Origin of the sequence: Georgenia muralis, from assembly GCF_003814705.1 — a bacterium.
GTDB classification, from domain to species: Bacteria; Actinomycetota; Actinomycetes; order Actinomycetales; family Actinomycetaceae; genus Georgenia; species Georgenia muralis.
Genome location: NZ_RKRA01000001.1, coordinates 2184908 through 2207529 on the forward strand (window position 1 = coordinate 2184908; position 22622 = coordinate 2207529).

Genomic DNA, 22622 nt, shown 5'->3' on the forward strand with positions numbered 1-22622 from the left:
CCCCTCGTGACGACCATCCTCCCCCTGGGGGACGCCGAGCTCGAGGCCCGGCTCCAGCCGGCCATGACCGCGGTGGAGGAGCGGCTGCGAGCCGCCGTGGCCGGCGCCGACGCGCTCGTCGACGCCCCGACGGCGCACCTGGCCGCGGCGGGCGGAAAGCGGCTGCGGCCGCTGCTCACCCTGCTGGCCGCCCAGCTGGGGGAGGGCGCCGGCGACGACGTCCTCACCGCCGGCGTCGCCGTCGAGCTGACCCACCTCGCCACCCTGTACCACGACGACGTCATGGACTCCGCGCCCATGCGGCGTGGGGCGCCCGCCGCCCACGAGGTGTGGGGCAACTCCGTGGCGATCCTCACCGGGGACCTGCTCTTCGCCCGCGCGTCCCAGATGGTCGCCTCCCTCGGCCCGGACGCCGTGCTGGTCCACGCCGAGACCTTCGAGCGCCTGTGCCTGGGCCAGCTCCACGAGACCCTGGGGCCCGCCGACGGCCAGGACGCCCGCGCCCACTACATCCAGGTCCTCGCGGACAAGACCGGCTCCCTCATCGCCACGTCCGCGCGCTACGGCGCGACGTTCTCCGGCGCGGGCGCCGAGGTCGCCGAGGTCATGGCCCGCTACGGCGAGAAGGTCGGCGTGGCCTTCCAGCTCGCCGACGACGTCATCGACCTCTCGGCCGACGCCGCCACGACCGGCAAGACCCCCGGCACGGACCTGCGTGAGGGGGTCGACACCATGCCGGTGCTGCTGCTGCGCGAGCGCGCCGCCGCCGGCACCCTCGACGAGGCCGGCACCGCCGTCCTGACCCGGCTGGGCACCGACCTGGGCTCCGACGAGGACCTGCGTGCCGTCGTCGCCGGGCTGCGCGACCACGAGGTCGTCGCCGAGGCCAAGGCGCTGGCCACCGCGTGGGCCCACGACGCCGTCGCCGAGCTCGCGCCGCTGCCAGCCGGGCCGGTCAAGGACGCCCTCGGCGCCTTCGCCTCCCTGCTCGTGGACCGCCTGGCCTGACGCGCCCTCAGGCGCGCACCAGGCGCCGGCGGGTCCGCTCGGCGCGCGCGCCGTCGACGCTGAGCACGACGATCGCGGCCCACACCAGCGCGAACCCGGCCCACCGCTCCGGCGGCATCGGCTCGTGGAAGAGCGCCACGCCCACCGCGAGCTGGAGGGCGGGAGTGAGGTACTGGAGCATGCCGATGACGCTCAGCGGGAGCCGGCGGGCGGCCGCGCCGAACAGCAGCAGGGGCACCGCCGTGAGCGGCCCGGACGCGACGAGGAGCGCCGTCAGGCGCGTGTCTGCGCCGGCGACGCCGACCACCCCGGCGCCCGTCGCGCCCAGGACGACGAGGTAGCCCACCGCCAGCGGGAAGAGGGCGGCGGTCTCCACGGTCAGGCCGGCCAGGGCGCCCACGGTCCGGCCCACGCGGTTCTTCACCAGCGAGTACAGGCCGAAGGTCGCGGCCAGGGTGAGGGAGATCCACGGCAGCTTGCCGTAGCCGACCGCGATGACGACGACGGCCGCTCCGCCGATCGCGGTCGCCACCCACTGCATCGGGCGCAGGCGCTCCCCGAGGACCACGACGGCGAGGAGGACGGTGACGAGCGGGTTGATGAAGTAGCCCAGCGCGGCGTCCACCGTGCGGCCGGTGTTGACCCCGTACACGTAGACGAGCCAGTTCGCCGCCACCAGCGCCGCGCCGAGGGAGAGCACCGCCAAGGTCCGGCCCGAGCGCAGTACGGGGCGCAGGGTCCGCAGCGCACCGGTCACGGCGAGCAGGCCGACGCAGAACACGAGGCTCCACGCCGCACGGTGCGCGACGATCTCGAGCGCGCCCGCCTCCTCCAGGAGGCGGAAGTACAGGGGGAAGGCGCCCCACATGAGGTAGGCGCCCAGGCCGTAGGGCAGGCCGCCGGTGGGCGTCGCGTCGGTCGTCCGTCGGCCCGGTACGGCCCCGGGGGTGGTGGGGGAGTGGCTCACCCACGCACTCTGGCAGATCGGCGGGCCGGGGTGTGACGGGCGCCGAACGACGCCGGACGCCCGCCGTCCTAGACTGGTCGCTGGACTTCCGAGGGCCGTGCGCAGCGCCGACGGCCCGGCACCCCGTACGAGAGGCACCCGTGACCAGCTCCCGCCCGTTGTCCGTCGCGCTCGTCGGCGCCGGTCCGGCCGGCATCTACGCCGCCGACATCCTGTCCAAGTCAGGGCTCGAGGTGTCCATCGACCTCTTCGAGCGGCTGCCCGCCCCGTTCGGCCTGGTGCGCTACGGCGTCGCCCCGGACCACCCGCGGATCAAGCAGATCATCGTGGCGCTGTACAAGATCCTCCAGCGCGGGGACATCCGGCTGGTCGGGAACGTCGACGTCGGCAAGGACGTCTCCCTGGCGGACCTGCAGCGGCACTACGACGCGGTGATCTTCTCCACCGGCTCCGACCGCGACGCCCCCCTGAACATCCCTGGGATCGAGCTGCCCGGCAGCTACGGCGCCGCGGACTTCGTCTCCTGGTACGACGGTCACCCCGACGTCCCGCGCACGTGGCCGCTCGAGGCCCGGGAGGTGGCGGTGCTCGGCGTCGGCAACGTCGCGCTCGACGTGGCGCGGATCCTCGCCAAGCACGCGCGCGACCTCATGGTCACCGAGATCCCCGAGAACGTCGCCCAGGCGCTGTCCGCGAGCCCCGTCACCGACGTGCACGTCTTCGGCCGGCGCGGCCCGGCGCAGGTGAAGTTCACCCCGCTGGAGCTGCGCGAGCTGGGCAAGGTCCCGGACGTCGACGTCGTCGTCTACGACGAGGACTTCCAGTTCGACGAGGGCTCCGAGGAGGCCATCCGGTCCTCGAACCAGACCAAGCAGGTCGTCAAGACCCTCATGGACTGGACGCTCAAGGACCCCGCCGAGCGCACCGCCGCACGCCGCATCCACCTGCACTTCATGCACCGGCCCGTCGAGGTGCTCGGCTCCGACCGCGTCGAGGGCATCCGCACCGAGCGCACCGAGCTCACCGGCGACGGCAGCGTGCGGGGCACGGGGGAGTTCGTGGACACCCCCGTCCAGGCCGTCTACCGGGCGGTGGGGTACTTCGGCTCGCCCGTCCCGGGCCTGCCCTTCGACGAGCGGTCGGGCGTCATCCCCAACACCGAGGGCCGGGTTCTCGGCGACGACGGCGACTACCTCACCGGCGTGTACGCCACCGGCTGGATCAAGCGCGGCCCCGTGGGGCTGATCGGCTCGACGAAGTCCGACGCCCAGCAGACGATCGCGCACCTCGTCGAGGACGCCCGGGCCGGCCTGCTCCGGGCGCACGGCGACGCCGTCGGCCACGAGGCGATGCTCGCCGAGCTCGACGCGGCAGGTGTGCGGTACACCACGTGGGAGGGCTGGGAGCTCCTCGACGCGTTCGAGCAGCAGCTCGGCCAGGCCTACGAGGGGGTCGAGCGTGAGCGCGTCAAGGTGGTCGAGCGCGAGACGATGACGGCGATCTCCCGCGGCGAGGAGCACGACGGCCGCCTGCTCTGAGCCGACCCGTCCGGCCGGATGCGCGCCGGAACCCCGGACGGGCGTCGATCGTTGTGGTCGGTGGTGGCACACCGGCCCGGCCGAGGAGAGGATCGTGGATGAGGCACCACAACGGCCTGAAGACGACGTTGCTGTTCGGGGCGATGTGGGCGCTCATGCTCGGCATCGGCGCCCTCGTCGCCAACGGGACCGGCCGGTCGGCCTTCATCTGGGTCTTCGCGGTCATCGGCCTGGCCACGACCTTCTACGGCTACTGGAACTCCGACAAGCTCGCCATCCGGGCGATGCGGGCCCGGCCGGTCAGCGAGGCCGAGGCGCCCGGCTACCACGCCATCGTCCGTGAGCTCGCGACGGCGGCCCGCCAGCCGATGCCCCGGCTCTACATCGCACCCACCGCCCAGCCCAACGCCTTCGCCACCGGGCGTAACCCGCGCAACGCCGCCGTGTGCTGCACGGAGGGCATCCTCCAGATGCTCGAGCCGCGCGAGCTGCGCGGCGTGCTCGGGCACGAGCTCATGCACGTGTACAACCGCGACATCCTCACCTCGTCGGTGGCCGCGGCGTTCGCGGGGGTCATCACCTCGGTCGCGCAGTTCATGCTCTTCTTCGGCGGCCGTGACCGCAACGCCAACCCGCTCGCCCTGCTCGCGACGGCGCTGCTCGCCCCGATCGCCGCCAGCCTCATCCAGCTGGCGATCTCCCGCACGCGTGAGTACGACGCCGATGAGGACGGCGCGCAGCTCACCGGCGACCCGCTGGCGCTGGCCTCCGCGCTGCGCAAGATCGAGGCGGGGACGAGCGCCCGGCCGCTCCAGCCGACGCAGCGGCTGGAGAACGTCAGCCACATGATGATCGCGAACCCCTTCCGGGGCGGCGGGGCCGCGCGGATGTTCGCGACCCACCCGCCCATGGCCGAGCGGATCGCGCGGCTGGAGCGCCTGGCCGGGTACTGAGCCGGTAGCGTGCCCCCGTACCGCGAGCGACCGACGTCGACGACCGCCTGACGGCCGTGCGCCGAGCGCCCGCCAGGTCGCCTGGCAGGCTCGCGAGCTCTACGGGTTCCTCCACGTCGGGATGAACACGATGACCGACGCCGAGCGGGGGACCGGCCGGGAGGACCCGGCGCTCTTCGACCCGCCCGACGGCGACGACGACGCACTCCGTCGCCGCGCCACCCTGGCGGGCGGGCCGTGGCGACCTCGTCGGTGAGGTCGCCGACGCCGCCCGCCGGCACGGGCTCGCCCTCGGCGTCTACCTCTCGCCGCGGGCGCGTGGCACGTCTACGACTGGGCGCGGTACCAGGCCGTCGTCCGGGACCTGCAGCCCGACGCCGTCATCAGCGTGTGCGGGCCCGACGTGCGCTGGTGCGGCAACGAGGCCGGGCACACGCGCCGCGACGAGTGGAGCGTGGTCCCACGGGCCCTCCAGGACGCCGAGCGCACCGCCGGCCGGTCCCAGCACACTGACGACCCTGGCTCCGCCCGGCTCGTGCGCAGCGACGACGACGAGCTCGGCTCACGCGCCGCGCTGGCCGGGGAGGACGACCTCGTGTGGTACCCCGCCGAGGTCAACACCTCGATCCGCCCGGGCTGGTTCCACCACCCCGCCGAGGACGGTGAGGTCCGCTCCGCCGACGAGCTCTCCGCTCTCTACCGCTCCGCGGTCGGGGGCGACGCCACGCTCCTGCTCAACGTGCCGCCGGACAGGCAGGGCCGGATCGGGGCGCCGGACCGGGAGACGCTCGCCGGCCTCGGTCGGCGCGTCGCGGCGCTGCGGGCGTCGGTGCTGGACGCCGCTGTCGAGGTCTCCTCGGGTCCTCGACGGGGCCCGGCGGACCGTCTCCCGGCGGGTCGGCGGCGCCGCCCGGCGGCAGCCCGCACGCGGCCGCTCAGCGGTAGTTGACGAACTGCAGCGCCGCGTCGACGTCGTCCGCGCCCTTGAGCAGGGCGATGACGGCCTGGAGGTCGTCGCGGTTCTTCGAGCTCACCCGCACCTCGTCGCCGGTGATCTGGGCCTTGACACCCTTCGGGCCGGCGTCGCGGATCAGCTTGGTGATCTTCTTCGCGTTCTCCTGGTCCAACCCCTCCTTGAGCGACCCGGCCAGCCGGTACTCCTTGCCCGAGGCGCGCGGCTCGCCGTCGCCGAGGTCCAGGGCCTTGAGCGAGACGCCGCGGCGGATGAGCTTGGTCTGCAGGACGTCCAGGACCGCCTTGACCCGCTCGGCGGAGTTGGCGGTCATGGTCACCACGTCGCCGGCCAGGGTCACCGAGGCGCCGACGTTCTTGAAGTCGTAGCGTTGCGCGATCTCCTTCGCGGCCTGGTTGACGGCGTTGTCCACCTCCTGGCGGTCCACCTTGCTGACGATGTCGAAGGACGAGTCGGGCATGCGTGCGCTCCTGGGGTCGGGACGGTGGGGATCTCGCGGCTGTGACCATCATCGCGCACCCGCGCGGCGCAAGCACCCCGCAAATCTTGCTATCGTTGTCCGCGCACCGAGCCACGAGGCGGGTTACCCGAGTGGCCAAAGGGGGCTGACTGTAAATCAGCTGCGGAATGCTTCGGGGGTTCGAATCCCTCACCCGCCACCGCACGCGATGTCTGACATCGGCGCCGGCCCGGATCCTCCCAGGAGGGTCCGGGCCGCGTGCGTAAGAAGCTCGTGCATCAGGGCCTCATGCGTCCGGGCCTCGTGGGTCCGGGCCGGTCCCCGGTGGTGGTCGGCGCCGGTCACCGACGGCGTCCACCCGGTTCCCGTGAGGCCCGTGGCGGTGTGAGAGGAGTCACCGGTCGGGGGCCGCCGGCGGATTTCACGTTCGGCGCCGAGTCCATGTAGGCTCGTCCGCGCTGCCCCGATAGCTCAGTCGGCAGAGCGTCTCCATGGTAAGGAGAAGGTCAAGGGTTCGATTCCCTTTCGGGGCTCAGGTCTGCGGACCGTCGCACGGTCGACGGTCCGGAGACGAGGCGGGGTAGCTCAGTTGGTGAGAGCGCACGACTCATAATCGTGAGGTCGCGGGTTCGAGCCCCGCCCCCGCTACCGACAGACGAAGCAGCCAAACCCGGCCGCTCGCACGAGGCAGGAACGTGAGGAAACGCCGTGGCCAAGTCCACCGACATCCGCCCGAAGATCACTCTCGCCTGCGAGGTGTGCAAGGAGCGGAACTACATCACCAAGAAGAACCGTCGGAACAACCCCGACCGTCTCGAGCTGCAGAAGTTCTGCCCGCGCTGCAACGCCAAGACGGCGCACCGCGAGACCCGCTGACCCGCGGTCGTCCCCCTGCCCTAGGCTGGCGGGATGACCGAGAGCAGCACCCGCCCCACCGGCGTCGACCAGACGCTCGTGGGGCGTTCCTATGCCCCGCGGGAGACCTACGAGGTCTCCCGGGTCAAGATCGCCGAGATGGCCGAGGCGACGGGGGCCACCCACCCGGCCCACACCGACCCCGACGCCGCCTGGGCCCTGGGCTACGCCGACGTGGTGGCACCCCCCACGTTCGCGGTGGTCATCGCCCAGCGCGCCGAGCAGGCCTACGTCGCCTCGCCCGAGTCCGGGATCGACTTCTCCCGCGTCGTCCACGCCGAGGAGCGGCTGACCCACCACCGGCCCATCGTGGCCGGGGACCGGCTGCGCACCACCGTCCACGTCGACCGCATCGTCGAGCGCGCCGGCATCACCCTCGTCACCACCCGGGCCGAGATCGCGGACGCCGAGGACGCCCCCGTCGCCACGGTCGTGTCCGTCCTCGCCGTGCGGGGTGAAGGGCGATGAGCGAGGTGCGGCGCCCCGTCCTGACCGAGCTCGAGCCCGGCACCGAGATCTTCGCGCGGACCTTCACCGTCGACCGGGCCCGGCTGGTGCGCTACGCCGGCGCCAGCGGCGACTTCAACCCCATCCACTACAGCGACCGGGTCGCCCACGAGGTCGGGCTGCCCGGGGTGATCGCCCACGGGATGGCCACCATGGGACTGGCCGGCGCCGCCGTGGAGGACTGGGCCCAGGACCCCGGCGCCGTCGTCGACCTCGGGGTGCGCTTCACCCGGCCCGTCGAGGTCCCCGACCCGGGCGCCGCCGAGGTCGAGGTGGTCGGCACGGTCGGCGCCGTCGACCTCGCCGCCGGCTCCGTCCGGGTGGACCTGCGCGTGACCAGCGGCGGGACGTCGGTGCTGGCCAAGGCCCAGGCCGTCGTCCGGCTGGCGTGAGCGGCTCGCCCGCGGCGCACGTCCCCGGTGTGCCCGGCGTGCCCGCCGACCGGCGCCGGGCCGACCGGGCCGCCTGGGCCACGTTCGCCGTCTTCACCCTCAACGGCCTCGTCTTCGCCAACTGGGTCTCCCGTCTGCCCGCCGTGCGCGACGCCCTCGACCTGACCCCGGCGCGGCTGGGGATCCTCCTGCTGGTCGGCTCGGTCGGCTCCGTCCTCGCCCTGCCCCTGACCGGGGCGGTCGTCCAGCGCATCGGGACGCGCCGCACCGTCGTCCTGGCCGCGACCCTCAACGTCGTCTCCTTCGCGTTCGTCGCCGTCGCGGTCGGCATCGGTGAGGTGGGGCTCCTCGCCCCCGCACTGTTCGCCGGCCAGGCCGGGATCGCCGCGTGGGACGTCTCGATGAACCTCGAGGGCGGAGCGGTCGAGCAGGCCCTGGGCCGGGCGATCATGCCGCGGTTCCACGCCGGGTTCTCCCTCGGCACGGTGCTCGGGGCCGGCATGGGCGCCCTGGCCGCCCTCGCGGGCATCTCGGTGATGGTGCACCTGCTCGTCGTCCTGGGCCTGATCTACGTCGCGGTCCTCCTCAGCGTGCGCGCGTTCCTGCCCGACCCGCCGCCCGCGGGGGAGCGCCACCACGGCTGGCGCACCACCTTCCGCGCCTGGACCGAGCGCCGCACCCTGCTCGTGGGGCTCGTCGTGCTCGCCGCCGCCCTCACCGAGGGCGCGGCGAACGACTGGCTCGCCCTGGCCGTCGTGGACGGCTTCGGCACCACGAACGCGGTCGGCGCGGTCGGGTTCGGCATCTTCGTCACGGCCATGACGGCGATGCGTCTGGTGGGCACCGAGCTCCTGGACCGCTACGGCCGGGTGCCGGTCCTGCGCCTGTCCACCGCGCTGGCCCTGGTGGGGCTGCTGCTGTTCACGCTGTCGCCCGCGATGCTGCCGGCGCTCGCCGGGGCCGTCCTGTGGGGCCTGGGGGCTGCGCTGGGCTTCCCCGTGGGCATGTCGGCGGCGAGCGACGAACCCGTCCACGCCGCCGCCCGGGTCTCCGTCGTCTCCTCCATCGGCTACACGGCGTTCCTCGCCGGCCCGCCGCTGCTGGGCCTGCTCGCCGAGCAGGTCGGCTACCGGCTCTCGCTGCTCGCCATCGCCGTCCCGCTGGTGCTGGGCCTCGCCCTGGTGCCGGCGGCCCGGCCGATCGGCCCGGCGGCCCGCGAGGAGGAGCCCCGCCCCTCCCGGCCGTAGCCTGGGGGCATGGCCGAACCCACCACGCCCGGCACGGACCCCGCCGGCGCCGCCCTCGCCGAGCGGCCCGCCGGCCCCCGGCCCACGCTCGCCGACCTCACCACCCTGCGCGTGGGCGGCCCGGTCGCGGCCTACGCCGAGACGCACAGCGAGGCCGAGCTCGTCGACGCCGTCCGCGGCGCGGACGAGGCGGGGACGCCGCTGCTCGTCCTCGGCGGCGGCTCGAACATCCTCGCCGCCGACGCCGGCTTCGACGGCCTCGTCGTGCGCGACGCGCGGCGCAGCGTCGACGGCGTCGCCGACTCCTCCTGCGCCGGTGCCAACGTCGTCGTGCCCGCCGGCCAGCCGTGGGACGAGGTGGTGGCCACCGCCGTCGCCGAGGGGTGGATGGGCGTCGAGGCCCTCTCGGGCATCCCCGGGTCCACCGGGGCCACGCCGGTGCAGAACGTGGGCGCCTACGGCCAGGAGGTCGCCGAGACGCTGTCGTCGGTGCGGGTGTACGACCGGCTCGAGCGGCGCACCCGGCTCCTCGCCGTCGGTGAGCTCGGCCTGGGCTACCGCACGTCGCTGCTCAAGCGCTCCCTCACCGACGACGCCGGCGGGCGTCCCTGGGGCCCCACGGGGCGTTACGTCGTCCTCGACGTCACCTTCCAGCTGCGCCTGGCCACCCTCTCGGCGCCCGTGCGCTACGCCGAGCTCGCCCGGAGCCTCGGGGTCGACGTCGGGGCACGGGTCCCCGCCGCCGAGGTCCGCGAGGCGGTCCTGGCCCTGCGCCGGGGCAAGGGCATGGTCCTCGACCCCGAGGACCACGACACCTGGTCGGCCGGCTCGTTCTTCACCAACCCGGTGCTGCCCCTCGCCATCGCCGAGGAGCGTCTGCCCGCCGACGCCCCCCGGTTCCCGGTCACCGACCACGCCGCCATCGGCCAGATCGGCGGGACCGCCCCGGTGGTCGAGGGGCTGGTCAAGACCTCGGCCGCGTGGCTCATCGCCCGCGCCGGCTTCGAGAAGGGCTTCGGGCAGGGGCCGGCGACCCTGTCCACCAAGCACCCCCTCGCTCTGACGAACCGGGGGTCCGCCACCGCGGCCGACCTGTTGGCGCTGGCCCGGACCGTGCGCGACGGCGTCCGGGACCGCTTCGGCATCGAGCTCGTCCCCGAGCCGGTGCTGGTGGGGGTCGAGCTCTAGCCGGGCGAGGTCTCGCCGCTGATCTCGGCGACGGCGCCGAGGATCTGGTCCACCACGGCCGGGTCCCCCAGCGGACGGAAGTGGCCCTGGGCGGCCAGGTCCACGTTGCGCGCACCGGCCAGGCGCGACCTGCCCGGGATGTGGGGGTCCCAGGCCGGGGCGAGGGAGACGATGCGGGCGTCGACCGACCGGTCGCGGCGCAGCGTCCGCAAGGACCTGGCCGTGGGCGAGAGGCGGCCCACCGAGGTGAACGGCGGGAACATCCACGCCCAGACCGACCCGCGCCACGGTGTGGCGACGGCGACCATCCCCGCGACCCGGTGCCCGGCGGGGGAGAGCATCGCGGCCTTGCCGACGAGGCCGCCCTTGGAGTGGGCCACGAGGACGACGTCGTGCAGGTCCCGGCCCTCGAGGTAGCGGCGCACGGCCTCCGCGCCTGCCGGTACGTCCCGGCGGTTGAGCCCCAGCGCCTCGACCACGTGCACCTCGTGGCCGGTGCGGCGCAGCCGGTCCGCGAGCGGGGCGAGGAAGCGCCAGGTCTCGAAGATCCCGGGCAGGAGGACCACCGGCGTGCCCGGCCCCTCCGCGACGCGCCCGGCGGCCGCGCCCGGTGCGATCTCCACCAGCCCGCGGCCGGGCCGCACCTTGGCGGCGAGGTCACCGGCGCCCGCACGCACGAGGCGCGAGGTGGCCCAGACGTAGTCCGCGGCCCATGCCCGCGGCCGGGCGAGGAGGGCGCGCCGCCAGCTCACGGTGCGGCCACCGCCCGGGCTGCGGCGGCGACGACGTCCGGGTGGTCCACGAGCACGGTGTGCGCGGCCCCCGGGACGGTCACCACCTCCGTCGGGGCGCCCGAGCGCCGGGCCAGGGTCTCGCACCAGTCGGCAGGCACGAGGGTGTCGTGCTCCCCCCGCACGATGACCACGCGGCCGTGGGGGGAGAGACGGGCGATCGCGTCCTCGATGCGGTAGGCCAGCATGACCGGGACGACGTCGACGAGCCACCGGGTGGTCGTGGCGAGGTACGCCCGCGCGGCGAGGCGGACCACGCGGCTCGGCTCGTGGACGGCGGACTGGACGTAGCGCAGCACCTGACGGCCGAGCCGGCGCTCCCGGGCGTTGACGGGCGGGCCCACCAGGACCGCCCGGTCGTAGGTCTCGGGGCGCCGCGCCATGGCCGCCACCACGACCTGCGCGCCCATGGAGTGCCCCACGAGGACAGCCTCACGCACCCCGGACGCCGCCACCACCTGGTGCACCAGCTCGGCCTGCTCGGGTACCGACAGCACCGCCGGCGGGGCGGGCAGACCGCGCGAGGCGGGCAGGTCCAGGAGCAGCACCTGCCCGTGCGCGGCCAGTCGCCGGGCCAGCGGCAGGAGGTAGCGCGAGGACAGGCCGGCGCCATGGACGAGGACGAAGACGGGACCGGGCGGGCCGGGCATGCGCAGCTCGCGCACGAACACCTCGCCGACGCGTCGGACGGCGACCTCCCGTACCCGCCCGGGTGCGCTCCTGCGGGCCTCGTCCGCGGCTGGGGGCTCGGCAGCCGCGGCAGGGCTGTCCGTGGCGCCGGCGGGTTCCTCGGCGGCGCCGTCGGGGCCCTCGGAAGCCGTGGCAGGAGGCTCGACCCGGACGGTGTGCGGGCTGAGGACGGGGCCGGTCATGGCACGAGCCAGGCGTCGACGTCGGCGAGCATGGCCGCCCGGGACCGTTCGGTGCCGAGGGAGGCCCGGATGGAGCCGCGCGCGAGGTCCGCCAGCGCGGCGTCGTCGAGCCCGTGCTCCTCCCGGGCGATCCGGTACTGGTCGACGAGCCGGGAGTGGAAGAGCAACGGGTCGTCCGCGCCGAGCGCGACCTGTGCCCCGGCGTCGAGGAGCACCCGCAGGGGGACCGCACCCGGCCCCGGGTAGACGCCGAGGGAGACGTTGGAGGACGGGCAGACCTCCAGGGCGATCCCCGCGTCGACGAGCCTCGCGAGGAGGTCGGGGTCCTCGGCGCTGCGCACCCCGTGCCCCAGCCGGACGGGCTTGAGGTGGGCGACGACGTCACGCACGTGCTCCGGCCCCAGCAGCTCCCCGCCGTGGGGCAGACCGGCCAGGCCCGCACGACGGGCGATGCGGAACGCCGCGGCCCAGTCGGCGGTGTCCCCCCGCCGCTCGTCGTTGCTCAGGCCGAAGCCGACCACGTCGCCCGGCGCGTCCCCGGCGAACCGGGCCGCGAGCCGGGCGAGGGTGCGCGCGTCGAGCGGGTGCCGGGTCCGGGACGCGGCGACGACGACGCCGACCTCCACGCCCGTCGCCGCGCTCGCCGCGCGGGCCTCGTCGACGACGATCTCCAGGGCCGGCGTCAGGCCGCCGACCCAGGGGGCGTAGGAGGTGGGGTCGACCTGGATCTCGAGCCGGCGCGAGCCCTCGGCGGCGTCGTCCTCGACCGCCTCGCGCACGATCCTGCGCATGGCGTGCTCGGAGCGCACGACCGCGCGTGCGGCGTCGTAGGAACGTTGGAAGCGGAACCAGCCGCGCTCGGACGCCGGGACGCGCAGCGGGTCGGCGTCGAGGAGGTGCTGGGGGAGCCGCACGCCCTGCTCGGCGGCGAGCGCGCGCAGGGTGGACACACGCATGGACCCGGTGAAGTGGAGGTGGAGGTGGGCCTTGGGCAGCCGGGTCAGGTCACGCACCCGGCCGAGTCTGCCATCAGCGCCGCTCGGCCGACGCCGCGGTGAGGGGCGGGCGCCCGCCCACCGTCGGTGGTCGTGCCGGCCCCTGCGGCGGCCGTGTCCGGCCGCCGGCAGGCGCGCCCTGTGGTCAACTAGGGCCATGAGCGTCCCCGCCTCCGCTCAGCACGAGCCGGCCGACGTCGCCCTGCTGACCGGCCCCGACGCCGGGGCCATGCTCGCGGACGCCCTCGGGGCCGAGGGTGGGCGGCTCGTCTCCTGGCAGGTGCACACCGTCCACCACCGTCCGGGCGCCGGCGTGACCGTGGGCTACACCGCGACCGTCGAACGGTCCGCCGAGGGCACACCCGTGCGCGGCGAGGAGTACCTGTGCGCCACGACCGCCCGTCTCAGCCGGCCGGCGGGACCGGGACTGGTGCGGCTGGAGCAGGGGCCCGACGAACCCCCCGTCCACCTGTGGCGCCACCCCGCGGACCCCGAGCTGCCCGCGCTGCCCGTCGCCTGCGACCCCGCGGCGCTGAGCCGCCGCCTCGGGACCCCCGTCACGGTCGAGCTTCTCGCCTACCGGCCCACCCGGCGGGCGGTCCTGCGGGTCCAGGCACGGGAGGAGGAGTGGCGCACCGCCTACCTCAAGATCGTCCGGCCCTCGGCCGCGGGTCTGTTCGTCGACCGCCACCGGATGCTCGCCGCCGCCGGGGTGCCGGCCCCGCCGGTGCTGCGCGCCGACGACGACGGTCTGGTCCTCCTCGGCGCCGAGCGCGGGACGCCGCTGGCGAACCTGCTGGCGGACGGGCTCGGCGACCGCGCCGTGCCCGTCCTCGACGCGCTCGTGCGCACGCTGGAGGCTCTTCCCTCCCCGCTCGTGGACCTGCCCCGGAGACCCGCGTGGTCCGAGCGGGCCCAGCACTACGCCCACGCGGCGGCGACCGTGCTCCCCGAGCACGCCGCCCGCACCCAGGCGCTCGCGGACGGGATCGACCAGCTCCTCGCCGTGAGCGACCCCGGGCCGGTCGTGCCCAGCCACGGCGACTTCTACGAGGCCAACGTCCTCATGGACCCGGCCGGGCCTACGGTCAGCGGCCTGCTCGACGTCGACGCCGTCGGCCCCGGCCACCGGGTCGACGACCTCGCGTGCCTCCTCGGTCACGTCAGCGTGCTGCCGCACCTCGCGCCGGCGACCTACCCCCGGGTCCCACCCGTGCTCGCGGCGTGGACCCGCCGCTGCGAGGAGCTCGTCGACCCGGTCGCCCTGCACACCCGCGGCGCCGGCGTGGTCCTGTCGCTCGTCGCCGGGGCGCGCCGCACCGACGGCGCGCACTGGCGGGCCGACGCCGAGGGCCGCCTGGCGCGCGCCGAGGCGTGGCTGGCCCGGGCACGGGAGATCCAGGCCCAGCGGGGACCGCACTGAGGCCCAGCGGGGACCGCACCGAGAAGGAGGACGCCATGATCGCCGTCGTCGGGCCCGGGGCCGTGGGCGGGCTGCTCGCCGCGCTGCTGCACCGGGCGGGTGAGGACGTCGTCGCCGTGGGCCGGCCGGCCAGGGCGGCACGGATCGCGGCCGAGGGGGTCACGGTGCGCTCGGAGCTCTTCGGGGACTTCACCGCCGCCGTCCCGGCCACGACCGCGGTGCCCCCCGGAGCGGCCGTGGTGCTGGCGGTCAAGGCCTACGGGCTCGCCGACGTGCTGCCCGGGATCCGGGACGCGCAAGCGCCCGAGGTGCTCGCCCTGCTGAACGGCGTCGAGCACGCGGCGGTGCTGCGCGACCTGCCCGGAGCGGTGGCCTCCGGGTCGGTCCAGGTCGAGGCGGACCGGGTCGGCTCGGTGGTGGTCCAGCGCGGGCGGTACCTCGTCGTCACGGTGCCCGACGGCGCGGAGCACTCCGCGACGGCCCTCGCACTGGCCCGGGCGGGGGTGAGCGTGCGCGCCGGTGGACCCGAGGCCGAGGTGCTGTGGCGCAAGCTCGCCTTCCTCGCACCCACGGCGCTGCTCACCACGTGGGCGGGTGCCCCGCTCGGCCCCGCCCTGGACCGCGACCCTGCGGTGACCGACGCGCTGCTGGGCGAGGTCGCCGCGCTGGCCGACGCCCAGGGGTGGCCGACGACGGCGACCGACCTCGGGTCCTTCCTCCGGCGGCTGCCACCGTCGCTGGAGTCCTCGCTGCAGCACGACGCCGCCCGGGGCGGGCCCACCGAGCTCGACGCCGTCGGGGGTGCGCTGGTGCGCCTGGGACGCGCGCTGGCGGTCCCGACGCCGGTGCTCGAGCGCCTCGTCGCCGAGCTTCAGGCGCGCGGGTCGACCAGCCGGTAGCCCATGCCGCGCACGGTGACCACGTGCTCGGCACCGATCTTGCGCCGCAGGTAGCGCACGTAGACGTCCACGACGTTCGAGCCGGGGTCGAAGTCGTAGCCCCACACCCGCGACAGGAGCTGCTCGCGGGAGAGGACCTGCCCGGGGTGGGTGAGGAACGTCTCGAGCAGGGCGAACTCGCGGGCGGACAGGTCGATCTCCCGCCCCTCGACGCTGGCCCGGCGGGTGCGCAGGTCCAGGCTCAGCGGACCGGCGGCGAGCGTCGTCGTCTCGCCCGGGACGACGTCCTGGCGCAGCCGCAGGCGCACCCGCGCGAGGAGCTCCTCGAACCGGAACGGCTTGGCCATGTAGTCGTCTGCCCCTCCCTCGAGGGCGGCCACGGTGTCGTCCACCGAGGTGCGGGCCGTGAGGATGATGACCGGGAGCGCCGAGCCCTCCCCGCGCAGCTGTCGCAGCACCTCGAACCCGTCGACGTCCGGAAGCCCGATGTCGAGGACCATGAGGTCGTAGCCGCCCGTGCGGGCGTGCGTCAGCGCGTCGGCGCCCGTGGTCACGGCGGTCGGCTGGTGGCCCGCTGCGCGCAGCCCCTTCGTGACGAACGACGCGATCCCGGGCTCGTCCTCCACGATCAGGATCTGAGCCATGGTCCTCCTCCCGCGCCCCAGTCTGTCAGGGCCGGACGGGGCCGGGCGCCGAGCCGCGGCGGGCGGGTCCGTGCGCCGTCAGGACCGTCCGGTGCGCCGGCCCGAGGGTGCGGCGCCGCGGGCCGCGCGGACGGCGCCCCGCTCGGTGCCGACGACGCCGGTGCGGGGACTCCCCGGGACCGCGAGCTCCTCGGTCGGTGGGCCGGTGACGGCGCCTCGGGCGGGGAGGTCGAGCACGAAGACCGAGCCCGCGCCCGGCTCGGAGTCGAGACGGACGTGGCCCCCGTGCGCCTGGGTGATCGCCGAGACGATCGCCAGCCCGAGGCCCGATCCCTCGCGTGCCGGTCCAGGGGTCCGCGCGCGGGCGAACCGCTGGAAGATCCGCTCCCGCTCCTGCGGTGCGACCCCGACTCCCTCGTCGCGCACCCACAGCAGCAGGCGTCCCTCGTGCAGGGCGGAGCCCAGGGCCACCGTCGAGCCCTCCTCGGAGAACTTCACCGCGTTCGCGGCCAGCTGCAGCCAGGCCTGCGTGAGGCGCTGCGCGTCGACCTCGACGTCGGCCTCCAGGCGGGCGTCCACGCGCCACCGGCGCGTCCCGAGGGTCCGGGCGCGGTCGAGGGTGTCGTCGGTGAGGCGCCCGATGCTCGTGCGCACGGGCTGGACGAAGTCCGGCTGGTCGGCCTTGGCCAGGACCACCAGGTCGTCGGTGAGGCGGTGCATGCGGTCCAGCTCGGCCAGGGCCAGCTCACGGGTGGCAGCCGCGTCCTCGGGGTCGGTGGGGTCCATCAGCTCGAGATGGCCGCGGATGACCGTGATGGGCGTGCGCAGCTCGTGGCCGGCGTCGTCCAGGAGGCGGCGCTGGGACAGGAACGCCTCCTCCAGGCGGGCCAGCATGGCGTTGACGGTGCGGGCGAGGTCCGAGAGGTCGTCGTCGCCCTGGACGTCGATGCGGCCCGAGAGGTCCGTGTCCGAGATCTGCTCGGCGGTCTCGCGCAGGCGGCGCAGCGGGCTGAGGAGCCGGCCGGCGAGGCGCCAGCCCACCACGGCGAGGAGCACCAGGGCGGCGACGCTGACGAGGACGTAGCGACGGAAGGTGTCCACCACCGCGCTCGTCTGGGCGCTGTGGTCCCAGACGACGGCCAGGGCGCCGGTGGTCGCGCCGTTCTCGTCGGAGACCGGGACGATGGACAGCCGGTACTGGGACGTGGGCGTCGTCAGCGTCGTGGTCACGCCCTTGTCCTCGCCTGCCATCGAGGAGAGACGCTCGATGAGCACGGCGTCGTCGTCGAGGTCGACGCCGCCCGCCGAGACCACCGAGACGAGCTCGAGCCGGTCGCCCACGAACCCCAGCCAGCCCTCGTTCGTGGCCGGCACCTCCTGGCCGATCGCGGCGCGGAGGAACTCCTTGACGTCGGGGTAGGGGCGGCCGGTGTCGGGGTCCACCGGGTCGGCGTCGGCGAACGTGCGGAACTCGGCCACCGAGCGCGCCAGGCTCTCGTCGATCGCGTCGTCGACCTGGTCGCGCTGGAGGAGGTACGCCGTCCCTCCCGCGACGAGGAGCGCCAGCGCGGTGATGGACAGGACCGTGGCGAGGATCCGTGCGCGGACGGTGAGCGCGCGGCGCGGCGCCCTCACCCCGGCAGCCGATCAGTCGCCGTCATCGTCGTCCCGGTCGTCCTCGTCCCGGTCGTCCCGGTCGTCCCGGTCGTCCCGGTCGTCCTCGTCCCGGTCGTCCTCGTCCCGGTCGTCGCGGTCCGGGTCGTCCTGCTTGCCCTCGCGGTCGTCGTCGTCCTGGTCGTCGCGGTCCGGGTCGTCCTCGTCCCGGTCGTCCTCGTCCCGATCTTCCTCGTCCCGGTCGTCCTCGTCCCGGTCGTCGCCGTCATCGTCGTCCCGGTCGTCGCGGTCCGGGTCGTCCTGCTCGCCCTCGCGGTCGCCGTCGTCATCACCTAGGGCAGTGACGTCGCGGGGCGGGGCGGGGCGAACCACCTCCGGTGACGCGGGCGGCAGGTCCGTGGGCGAGATCGCTCTTGCCGGCGACGTCTGCGGGGACGGAACGGCCGTGGGTTCGGCGGCGAGCGCGGCCGGGGCCTCAGCCGTGGCGTCGACGGCGGACGACGAGGGGGCCGGCGCGGCGGCAGGCTCCGGCGCGGCGGACGGCGCGGAGCCCGCACCGCCGGCGGGGACGACCGGTGCGGCGATGGGGATCTCGACCGGGGGGCGCGTCAGCGCCTCCGCCGCGACGAGCGCACCGACGCCGGCCGACAGGGCCACCAGGACCCCGACGGCCGGGACGCGCCAGGTCGTCATCGCGTCATGCTCATCGACGCTGATGAGACGGCCATGAGACGACGCTGAGGGTTCGCGGCCGGCCCGTCAGGCCAGCAGCTCCTGGATCCGGCGCACGCCCTCGACGAGGTCGTCGTCACCGAGCGCGTAGCTGAGCCGGAGGAAGCCGCTCGGTCCGAAGGCCTCGCCCGGCACCACCGCCACCTCGACCTCCTCGAGGATGAGCGTGGCGAGCTCGGCCGACGTCGTGGGCGTACGGCCCCGGATGGACCGCCCCAGCACGCCCTCGACGGACGGGTAGGCGTAGAACGCCCCCTTCGGGGTGGGCAGGACGACACCGTCGATCTCGCGGAGCATCTCCACCATCGTGCGGCGCCGACGGTCGAACGCCGTGCGCATCGCGGCGACGGCCGAGAGGTCGCCGCTCACGGCCGCGATGGCGGCGCGCTGCGAGACGTTCGCGACGTTGGAGGTCAGGTGCGACTGCAGGTTGGTGGCGGCCTTGATGACGTCGGCCGGACCGATCATCCAGCCCACCCGCCAGCCCGTCATCGCGTAGGTCTTGGCGACGCCGTTGAGCACGATGGAGGTCTCGACGAGCTCGGGCACGACCCGCTGGACCGGGGTGAAGACGGCGTCGTCGTAGACGAGGTGCTCGTAGATCTCGTCCGTGATCACCCAGATGCCGTGCTCCAGGGCCCAGCGTCCGATGGCCTGGGTCTCCTCGGGGGTGTAGACCGACCCGGTCGGGTTCGACGGCGAGCAGAAGAGCAGCGCCTTCGTCGCGTCCGTGCGCGCGGCCTCGAGCTGGTCGACCGTGACCTTGTACTCCTGGTCGGCACCCGCGAACACCTCCACGGCGCGGCCGCCCGCGAGCGAGATCGCCTCGGGGTAGGTGGTCCAGTAGGGCGCGGGCAGCAGGACCTCGTCACCGGGGTCGACGACGGCGGCGAACGCCTGGTAGACCGCCTGCTTCCCGCCGTTGGTCACCAGGACGGCGTCCGGGGACACCTCGTACCCCGAGTCGCGCAGCGTCTTGGCGGCGATCGCCTCCCGCAGGGCCGGAAGGCCCTTGGCGGGGGTGTAGCGGTGGTTCGCCGGGTCCTTGGCCGCGGCCACCGCCGCCTCGACGATGTAGTCGGGCGTGGGGAAGTCGGGCTCGCCGGCACCGAAGCCGATGACCGGGCGGCCGGCGGCCTTGAGGGCCTTGGCCCTGGCGTCGACCGCCAGCGTGGCGGACTCGGTGATCGCCGCGAGGCGGGCGGACACGCGCGGCTTGGACACGGGAGAGGTCGGTGCGCTCACGGGACGTATCGTGGCACGCCTGGCCGTGCGCGGGTCCAGGACGGTCGAGGGATGGTCCAGGACGGTCGAGGGATGGTCGTCGCAGGCACCGGGGCGGGGTGACCGACGCCCGGTTCGACCTTTCGGCCCAGGACCCCGTACACTCGACGCGGTGGTTGACGTCCGCCAGGCTGGAGCGCGCCCCTCGAGGTGTCTCCGGGCGGCGTGGGCGGACCCACTGATAGGGCAGTGGCGCAATTGGTAGCGCACCGGTCTCCAAAACCGGCGGTTGTGGGTTCGAGTCCCTCCTGCCCTGCCAGGGTCGGCCCCCTCCGGGGCCGACATCCTGAAGGCTCCGCCTCGAGGCGAGCCGCGGCCCGCCCGAGCCGGGCGGCGTCGAACCCGGCCGGAGAACCACGGAGGATGAATCTGTGAGCGAGTCTGCGAGCGCCACCTCGGGGCGGCCCGAGCGCGCCGGCAGCGCGCCGGCGCCGGGAAAGAAGGAGCGCGGCTTCTTCGGTCGGATCGCCCTGTTCGTGCGGCAGGTGATCGCCGAGCTGAAGAAGGTCGTCCGGCCCACCCGCAACGAGCTGTTCACCTACTTCGTCGTCGTGCTGGTCTTCGTCCTGGCGATCATGGCCTTCGTCGGGCTGCTCGACCTGCTGTTCGGGCAGGTCGTGCTGTGGATGTTCGGCTGACTCCCATGACGCCCGCACCCGCCGGGGGCTGGCCCACCGACCAGCCCGTCCACCACTGAGCAGAAAGCAGGTCACACGTGCCTGAGGACAATCTCGAGCCCACCACCGAGGCGTCGCTCGAGCCCGAGCCGACCTCCGAGGCGCTCGAGGGCGGGGACGTTGCTGACGAGCTGGACGAGGTCGGCGCGGACGCTCCGGTCGAGGAGGCCGAGCTCGACGTCGACGCCCCCGCGGACGAGCCCGACGCCGACGCCGCAGTGACCGACGCCGACGCCGTGGACGCCGTCACCGACGAGCCCGTCGTGACCGACGAGCCGGCCGAGGACGCCGTCGTCGACCCGGTTCAGGCGTTCCGCGACGAGCTGCGCACGCTGCCGGGGGAGTGGTACGTCGTCCACACCTACGCCGGCTACGAGAAGCGCGTGAAGACCAACCTCGAGAACCGCATCCAGAGCCTGAACATGGAGGACTACATCTTCCAGGTCGAGGTGCCCATGGAAGAGGTCGTCGAGATCAAGAACGCCCAGCGCAAGGTCGTCAGCCGGGTCCGCGTGCCCGGCTACACCCTCGTGCGCATGGACCTCACGGACGAGTCGTGGGGCGCGGTGCGCCACACCCCCGGCGTCACCGGGTTCGTGGGCAACACCCACCAGCCGGTGCCGCTGACCGAGGACGAGGTCTTCTCGATGCTCGGCGCCACCATCAAGGCGGCCCCCGGCGCGGGTGCGCCCAGCCGCTCCGCGGCGCAGGGTGCCGCGGCGTCGCCGATCGAGGTCGAGTTCGAGGTGGGCGAGTCCGTGACCGTCACCGACGGCCCGTTCGAGACGCTGCCCGCCACCATCTCCGAGATCACCCCCGAGAGCCAGAAGCTCAAGGTGCTCGTCACGATCTTCGGCCGGGAGACCCCGGTCGAGCTGTCGTTCTCCCAGGTCGCGAAGATCTGAGAGCCGGCAGCATCCCCGCCGGCCGCCCGTGCCGGTGGGACAGCCAGGAAGAACCGTAAGGACCCGACATGCCTCCCAAGAAGAAGGTCGCAGGCCTGATCAAGCTCCAGATCCAGGCCGGCGCTGCGACCCCCGCGCCCCCGATCGGCCCCGCGCTCGGTCAGCACGGCGTCAACATCATGGAGTTCTGCAAGGCCTACAACGCGGCCACCGAGGCCCAGCGTGGCAACGTGATCCCGGTCGAGATCACGGTCTACGAGGACCGGTCGTTCACGTTCGTCACGAAGACGCCGCCCGCGGCCGAGATGATCAAGAAGGCCGCCGGCGTCGCCAAGGGCTCCGGCACCCCGCACACGGTCAAGGTCGCCAAGATCACCCGTGAGCAGGTCCGCGAGATCGCGCGCACCAAGGCCGAGGACCTCAACGCCAACGACATCGACGCCGCCGAGAAGATCATCGCCGGCACCGCCCGCTCCATGGGCATCACCGTCGAGGGCTGATCCACCCCCCACCCGTGACCGCGCCCTCCCGGGCGTGCAGTGGCAGGGTCCGCGCGGACCCGCAGACCACGACTGCAAGGAGAGAAGCAGATGACAACGCGCAGCAAGAGCTACCGCAAGGCAGCAGAGAAGATCCACGACGGCGAGCTCTACACGCCGCTCCAGGCCGTGCGCCTGGCCAAGGAGAGCGCCACCACCAAGTTCGACTCCACCGTCGAGGTCGTCTTCCGCCTCGGCGTCGACCCCCGCAAGGCGGACCAGATGGTGCGTGGCACCGTCAACCTGCCGCACGGCACCGGCAAGACCGCTCGGGTCCTGGTCTTCGCCGTCGGTGACCGCGCGCAGCAGGCGCTGGACGCCGGGGCCGACGAGGTCGGTGGCGACGAGCTCATCGAGAAGGTCGCGGCCGGGTACACCGACTTCGACGCGGCTGTGGCGACCCCCGACCTCATGGGCAAGGTCGGCCGTCTCGGCCGGGTGCTCGGTCCCCGTGGTCTCATGCCGAACCCGAAGACCGGCACCGTGACGATGGATGTGACCAAGGCCGTGTCCGACATCAAGGGTGGCCGCATCGAGTTCCGCGTCGACAAGCACGCGAACCTGCACTTCATCATCGGCAAGGCCAGCTTCGACGAGAAGCTGCTCGTGGAGAACTACGCCGCCGCGCAGGAGGAGATCCTGCGCCTCAAGCCGGCCAGCTCCAAGGGTCGCTACATCACCAAGGCGACGCTGACCACCACGATGGGCCCGGGCATCCCGCTCGACGCCACCAAGACGCGCAACCTCACGTCCGACGACGCGTCCTGACGCAGGCCCACACCACACGGCACTGACATGGCGGCCCGGCACCTGATGGTGCCGGGCCGCCGTCGTCGGTGGGCCGTCGTGTCTCCGGGAGGCCGTCGTGGTGGTCGTGTGTCCAAGAGGCCGTCAGGCGGTCACTCAGGGGCGGCGCGTCGAGCGAGCCCCTCCGGCCCCATGCGCTCGCCCCGCTCTGCGATCTCGACCCACCTTCCGCTGGTGAGACGGAACGGATGCCTCCACCGGGTCGCCGGGTGGCCCCACCGCTCGCGGCTCGGCGGGCGCCTCCACAAGGTGGCGCTCGGCGGGCCGCTCCCCAGCCCGCGGCTCGGCGGGT

General features: G+C 74.3%; 25 protein-coding genes and 4 tRNA genes. 20 read left to right on the forward strand and 9 right to left on the reverse strand.

Annotated features, from left to right (window positions below; genetic code table 11):
* The first annotated feature begins 63 nt into the window (after positions 1–63).
* Positions 64–1008 (forward strand): polyprenyl synthetase family protein, encoded by a 945-nt coding sequence (locus tag EDD32_RS09710; RefSeq protein ID WP_123920436.1) that lies wholly within the window; start codon positions 64–66, stop codon positions 1006–1008.
* 7 nt (positions 1009–1015) lie between these two features.
* Here the strand turns inward: EDD32_RS09710 and rarD are convergent, their stop codons facing one another.
* Positions 1016–1975, reverse strand: coding sequence for an EamA family transporter RarD (gene rarD, locus EDD32_RS09715; RefSeq protein ID WP_246006072.1), 960 nt, complete (start codon positions 1973–1975; stop codon positions 1016–1018).
* Between the two features lie 140 nt (positions 1976–2115).
* Here rarD and EDD32_RS09720 point away from each other — a divergent pair, with 140 nt between their 5' ends.
* The 4 genes from EDD32_RS09720 (at position 2116) to EDD32_RS19150 (ending at position 5415) form a co-directional block, all read left to right on the forward strand.
* Positions 2116–3513 carry an FAD-dependent oxidoreductase gene (locus tag EDD32_RS09720; protein WP_123917023.1) on the forward strand — a complete coding sequence of 466 codons (1398 nt, stop codon included), beginning with the start codon at positions 2116–2118 and terminating at the stop codon, positions 3511–3513.
* A 98-nt stretch (positions 3514–3611) separates the two neighbouring features.
* Positions 3612–4466 carry a zinc metalloprotease HtpX gene (htpX, locus tag EDD32_RS09725; RefSeq protein ID WP_123917025.1) on the forward strand — a complete coding sequence of 285 codons (855 nt, stop codon included), beginning with the start codon at positions 3612–3614 and terminating at the stop codon, positions 4464–4466.
* 121 nt (positions 4467–4587) lie between these two features.
* A complete protein-coding gene (locus EDD32_RS19795; protein ID WP_281274869.1) occupies positions 4588–4722 on the forward strand; it encodes a hypothetical protein in 135 nt (44 codons plus the stop codon).
* 198 nt (positions 4723–4920) lie between these two features.
* Complete coding sequence (locus EDD32_RS19150; RefSeq protein WP_211338788.1) at positions 4921–5415, forward strand: hypothetical protein; 495 nt, start codon at positions 4921–4923, stop codon at positions 5413–5415.
* Here EDD32_RS19150 and EDD32_RS09735 read toward each other — a convergent pair.
* Positions 5402–5899, reverse strand: coding sequence for a YajQ family cyclic di-GMP-binding protein (locus EDD32_RS09735; RefSeq protein WP_123917027.1), 498 nt, complete (start codon positions 5897–5899; stop codon positions 5402–5404). The two genes, EDD32_RS19150 and EDD32_RS09735, sit on opposite strands and share 14 nt — an antisense overlap.
* 117 nt (positions 5900–6016) lie before the next feature.
* On the opposite strand from EDD32_RS09735, the gene EDD32_RS09740 reads away from it, so the two are divergent.
* The 8 genes from EDD32_RS09740 (at position 6017) to EDD32_RS09775 (ending at position 10148) form a co-directional block, all read left to right on the forward strand.
* A tRNA-Tyr gene (locus tag EDD32_RS09740) sits at positions 6017–6098 on the forward strand.
* A 261-nt stretch (positions 6099–6359) separates the two neighbouring features.
* A tRNA-Thr gene (locus tag EDD32_RS09745) sits at positions 6360–6432 on the forward strand.
* Between the two features lie 41 nt (positions 6433–6473).
* A tRNA-Met gene (locus tag EDD32_RS09750) sits at positions 6474–6547 on the forward strand.
* 60 nt (positions 6548–6607) lie between these two features.
* The gene (rpmG, locus tag EDD32_RS09755) at positions 6608–6775 is read left to right on the forward strand and encodes a 50S ribosomal protein L33 (RefSeq protein ID WP_123917029.1); all 168 of its coding nucleotides are present in this window, start codon (positions 6608–6610) and stop codon (positions 6773–6775) included.
* A 33-nt stretch (positions 6776–6808) separates the two neighbouring features.
* Positions 6809–7282 carry an FAS1-like dehydratase domain-containing protein gene (locus tag EDD32_RS09760; RefSeq protein WP_123917031.1) on the forward strand — a complete coding sequence of 158 codons (474 nt, stop codon included), beginning with the start codon at positions 6809–6811 and terminating at the stop codon, positions 7280–7282.
* Positions 7279–7713 carry a MaoC/PaaZ C-terminal domain-containing protein gene (locus EDD32_RS09765; protein WP_123917033.1) on the forward strand — a complete coding sequence of 145 codons (435 nt, stop codon included), beginning with the start codon at positions 7279–7281 and terminating at the stop codon, positions 7711–7713. The genes EDD32_RS09760 and EDD32_RS09765 overlap by 4 nt, the downstream gene beginning before the upstream one ends.
* The gene (locus tag EDD32_RS09770; RefSeq protein WP_342771401.1) at positions 7710–8960 is read left to right on the forward strand and encodes an MFS transporter; all 1251 of its coding nucleotides are present in this window, start codon (positions 7710–7712) and stop codon (positions 8958–8960) included. Before EDD32_RS09765 ends, EDD32_RS09770 begins: the two co-directional genes overlap by 4 nt.
* A 9-nt stretch (positions 8961–8969) precedes the next feature.
* A complete protein-coding gene (locus tag EDD32_RS09775) occupies positions 8970–10148 on the forward strand; it encodes a UDP-N-acetylmuramate dehydrogenase (protein ID WP_123917035.1) in 1179 nt (392 codons plus the stop codon).
* Here the strand turns inward: EDD32_RS09775 and EDD32_RS09780 are convergent.
* The 3 genes from EDD32_RS09780 to EDD32_RS09790 are packed head-to-tail and all read right to left on the reverse strand — an operon-like array spanning position 10145 to position 12824.
* Positions 10145–10900 (reverse strand): esterase/lipase family protein, encoded by a 756-nt coding sequence (locus EDD32_RS09780; protein WP_123917037.1) that lies wholly within the window; start codon positions 10898–10900, stop codon positions 10145–10147. The two genes, EDD32_RS09775 and EDD32_RS09780, sit on opposite strands and share 4 nt — an antisense overlap.
* Positions 10897–11811 (reverse strand): alpha/beta fold hydrolase, encoded by a 915-nt coding sequence (locus tag EDD32_RS09785; RefSeq protein ID WP_123917039.1) that lies wholly within the window; start codon positions 11809–11811, stop codon positions 10897–10899. Before EDD32_RS09785 ends, EDD32_RS09780 begins: the two co-directional genes overlap by 4 nt.
* Entirely contained in the window at positions 11808–12824 is a 1017-nt protein-coding gene (locus EDD32_RS09790; RefSeq protein WP_211338789.1) for an adenosine deaminase, read from the reverse strand. The genes EDD32_RS09785 and EDD32_RS09790 overlap by 4 nt, the downstream gene beginning before the upstream one ends.
* 139 nt (positions 12825–12963) lie before the next feature.
* On the opposite strand from EDD32_RS09790, the gene EDD32_RS09795 reads away from it, so the two are divergent.
* Positions 12964–14229 (forward strand): phosphotransferase family protein, encoded by a 1266-nt coding sequence (locus tag EDD32_RS09795; protein WP_123917043.1) that lies wholly within the window; start codon positions 12964–12966, stop codon positions 14227–14229.
* A 35-nt stretch (positions 14230–14264) separates the two neighbouring features.
* Positions 14265–15128, forward strand: coding sequence for a ketopantoate reductase family protein (locus EDD32_RS09800; RefSeq protein WP_123917045.1), 864 nt, complete (start codon positions 14265–14267; stop codon positions 15126–15128).
* Here the strand turns inward: EDD32_RS09800 and EDD32_RS09805 are convergent.
* From EDD32_RS09805 to EDD32_RS09820, 4 genes are all read right to left on the reverse strand, one after another.
* Positions 15101–15772: a response regulator transcription factor gene (locus EDD32_RS09805; RefSeq protein WP_123917047.1), complete on the reverse strand. Its 672-nt coding sequence runs from the start codon at positions 15770–15772 to the stop codon at positions 15101–15103. The two genes, EDD32_RS09800 and EDD32_RS09805, sit on opposite strands and share 28 nt — an antisense overlap.
* A 78-nt stretch (positions 15773–15850) precedes the next feature.
* The gene (locus EDD32_RS09810) at positions 15851–17407 is read right to left on the reverse strand and encodes a sensor histidine kinase (protein ID WP_123917049.1); all 1557 of its coding nucleotides are present in this window, start codon (positions 17405–17407) and stop codon (positions 15851–15853) included.
* A gap of 12 nt (positions 17408–17419) precedes the next feature.
* On the reverse strand, positions 17420–18079 hold the full coding sequence (locus EDD32_RS09815; protein ID WP_123917051.1) for a hypothetical protein: 660 nt from the start codon (positions 18077–18079) through the stop codon (positions 17420–17422).
* Positions 18080–18145: 66 nt separating this feature from the next.
* On the reverse strand, positions 18146–19363 hold the full coding sequence (locus tag EDD32_RS09820; RefSeq protein ID WP_170175264.1) for a pyridoxal phosphate-dependent aminotransferase: 1218 nt from the start codon (positions 19361–19363) through the stop codon (positions 18146–18148).
* 222 nt (positions 19364–19585) lie between these two features.
* Between EDD32_RS09820 and EDD32_RS09825 the strand changes: the two genes are divergently transcribed.
* From EDD32_RS09825 to rplA, 5 genes are all read left to right on the forward strand, one after another.
* A tRNA-Trp gene (locus EDD32_RS09825) sits at positions 19586–19661 on the forward strand.
* A gap of 112 nt (positions 19662–19773) precedes the next feature.
* Positions 19774–20040, forward strand: coding sequence for a preprotein translocase subunit SecE (secE, locus tag EDD32_RS09830; protein WP_123917055.1), 267 nt, complete (start codon positions 19774–19776; stop codon positions 20038–20040).
* Between the two features lie 77 nt (positions 20041–20117).
* On the forward strand, positions 20118–20984 hold the full coding sequence (gene nusG, locus EDD32_RS09835; protein WP_123917057.1) for a transcription termination/antitermination protein NusG: 867 nt from the start codon (positions 20118–20120) through the stop codon (positions 20982–20984).
* Positions 20985–21052: 68 nt separating this feature from the next.
* Complete coding sequence (gene rplK, locus EDD32_RS09840) at positions 21053–21484, forward strand: 50S ribosomal protein L11 (RefSeq protein ID WP_123917059.1); 432 nt, start codon at positions 21053–21055, stop codon at positions 21482–21484.
* Between the two features lie 90 nt (positions 21485–21574).
* Positions 21575–22291, forward strand: coding sequence for a 50S ribosomal protein L1 (rplA, locus tag EDD32_RS09845; RefSeq protein ID WP_123917061.1), 717 nt, complete (start codon positions 21575–21577; stop codon positions 22289–22291).
* Positions 22292–22622: the final 331 nt, after the last annotated feature.

Coding starts and splice junctions, on each gene's coding strand:
- EDD32_RS19795 (WP_281274869.1), top strand. CDS start 4,588: ATGAACACGATGACCGACGCCGAGCGGGGGACCGGCCGGGAGGACCCG.
- rplA (WP_123917061.1), top strand. CDS start 21,575: ATGACAACGCGCAGCAAGAGCTACCGCAAGGCAGCAGAGAAGATCCAC.
- rplK (WP_123917059.1), top strand. CDS start 21,053: ATGCCTCCCAAGAAGAAGGTCGCAGGCCTGATCAAGCTCCAGATCCAG.
- EDD32_RS09800 (WP_123917045.1), top strand. CDS start 14,265: ATGATCGCCGTCGTCGGGCCCGGGGCCGTGGGCGGGCTGCTCGCCGCG.
- EDD32_RS09775 (WP_123917035.1), top strand. CDS start 8,970: ATGGCCGAACCCACCACGCCCGGCACGGACCCCGCCGGCGCCGCCCTC.
- EDD32_RS09760 (WP_123917031.1), top strand. CDS start 6,809: ATGACCGAGAGCAGCACCCGCCCCACCGGCGTCGACCAGACGCTCGTG.
- EDD32_RS09735 (WP_123917027.1), bottom strand. CDS start 5,899: ATGCCCGACTCGTCCTTCGACATCGTCAGCAAGGTGGACCGCCAGGAG.
- EDD32_RS09815 (WP_123917051.1), bottom strand. CDS start 18,079: ATGACGACCTGGCGCGTCCCGGCCGTCGGGGTCCTGGTGGCCCTGTCG.
- EDD32_RS09785 (WP_123917039.1), bottom strand. CDS start 11,811: ATGACCGGCCCCGTCCTCAGCCCGCACACCGTCCGGGTCGAGCCTCCT.
- EDD32_RS09710 (WP_123920436.1), top strand. CDS start 64: ATGACCGCGGTGGAGGAGCGGCTGCGAGCCGCCGTGGCCGGCGCCGAC.
- EDD32_RS09805 (WP_123917047.1), bottom strand. CDS start 15,772: ATGGCTCAGATCCTGATCGTGGAGGACGAGCCCGGGATCGCGTCGTTC.
- EDD32_RS09765 (WP_123917033.1), top strand. CDS start 7,279: ATGAGCGAGGTGCGGCGCCCCGTCCTGACCGAGCTCGAGCCCGGCACC.
- EDD32_RS09795 (WP_123917043.1), top strand. CDS start 12,964: ATGAGCGTCCCCGCCTCCGCTCAGCACGAGCCGGCCGACGTCGCCCTG.
- htpX (WP_123917025.1), top strand. CDS start 3,612: ATGAGGCACCACAACGGCCTGAAGACGACGTTGCTGTTCGGGGCGATG.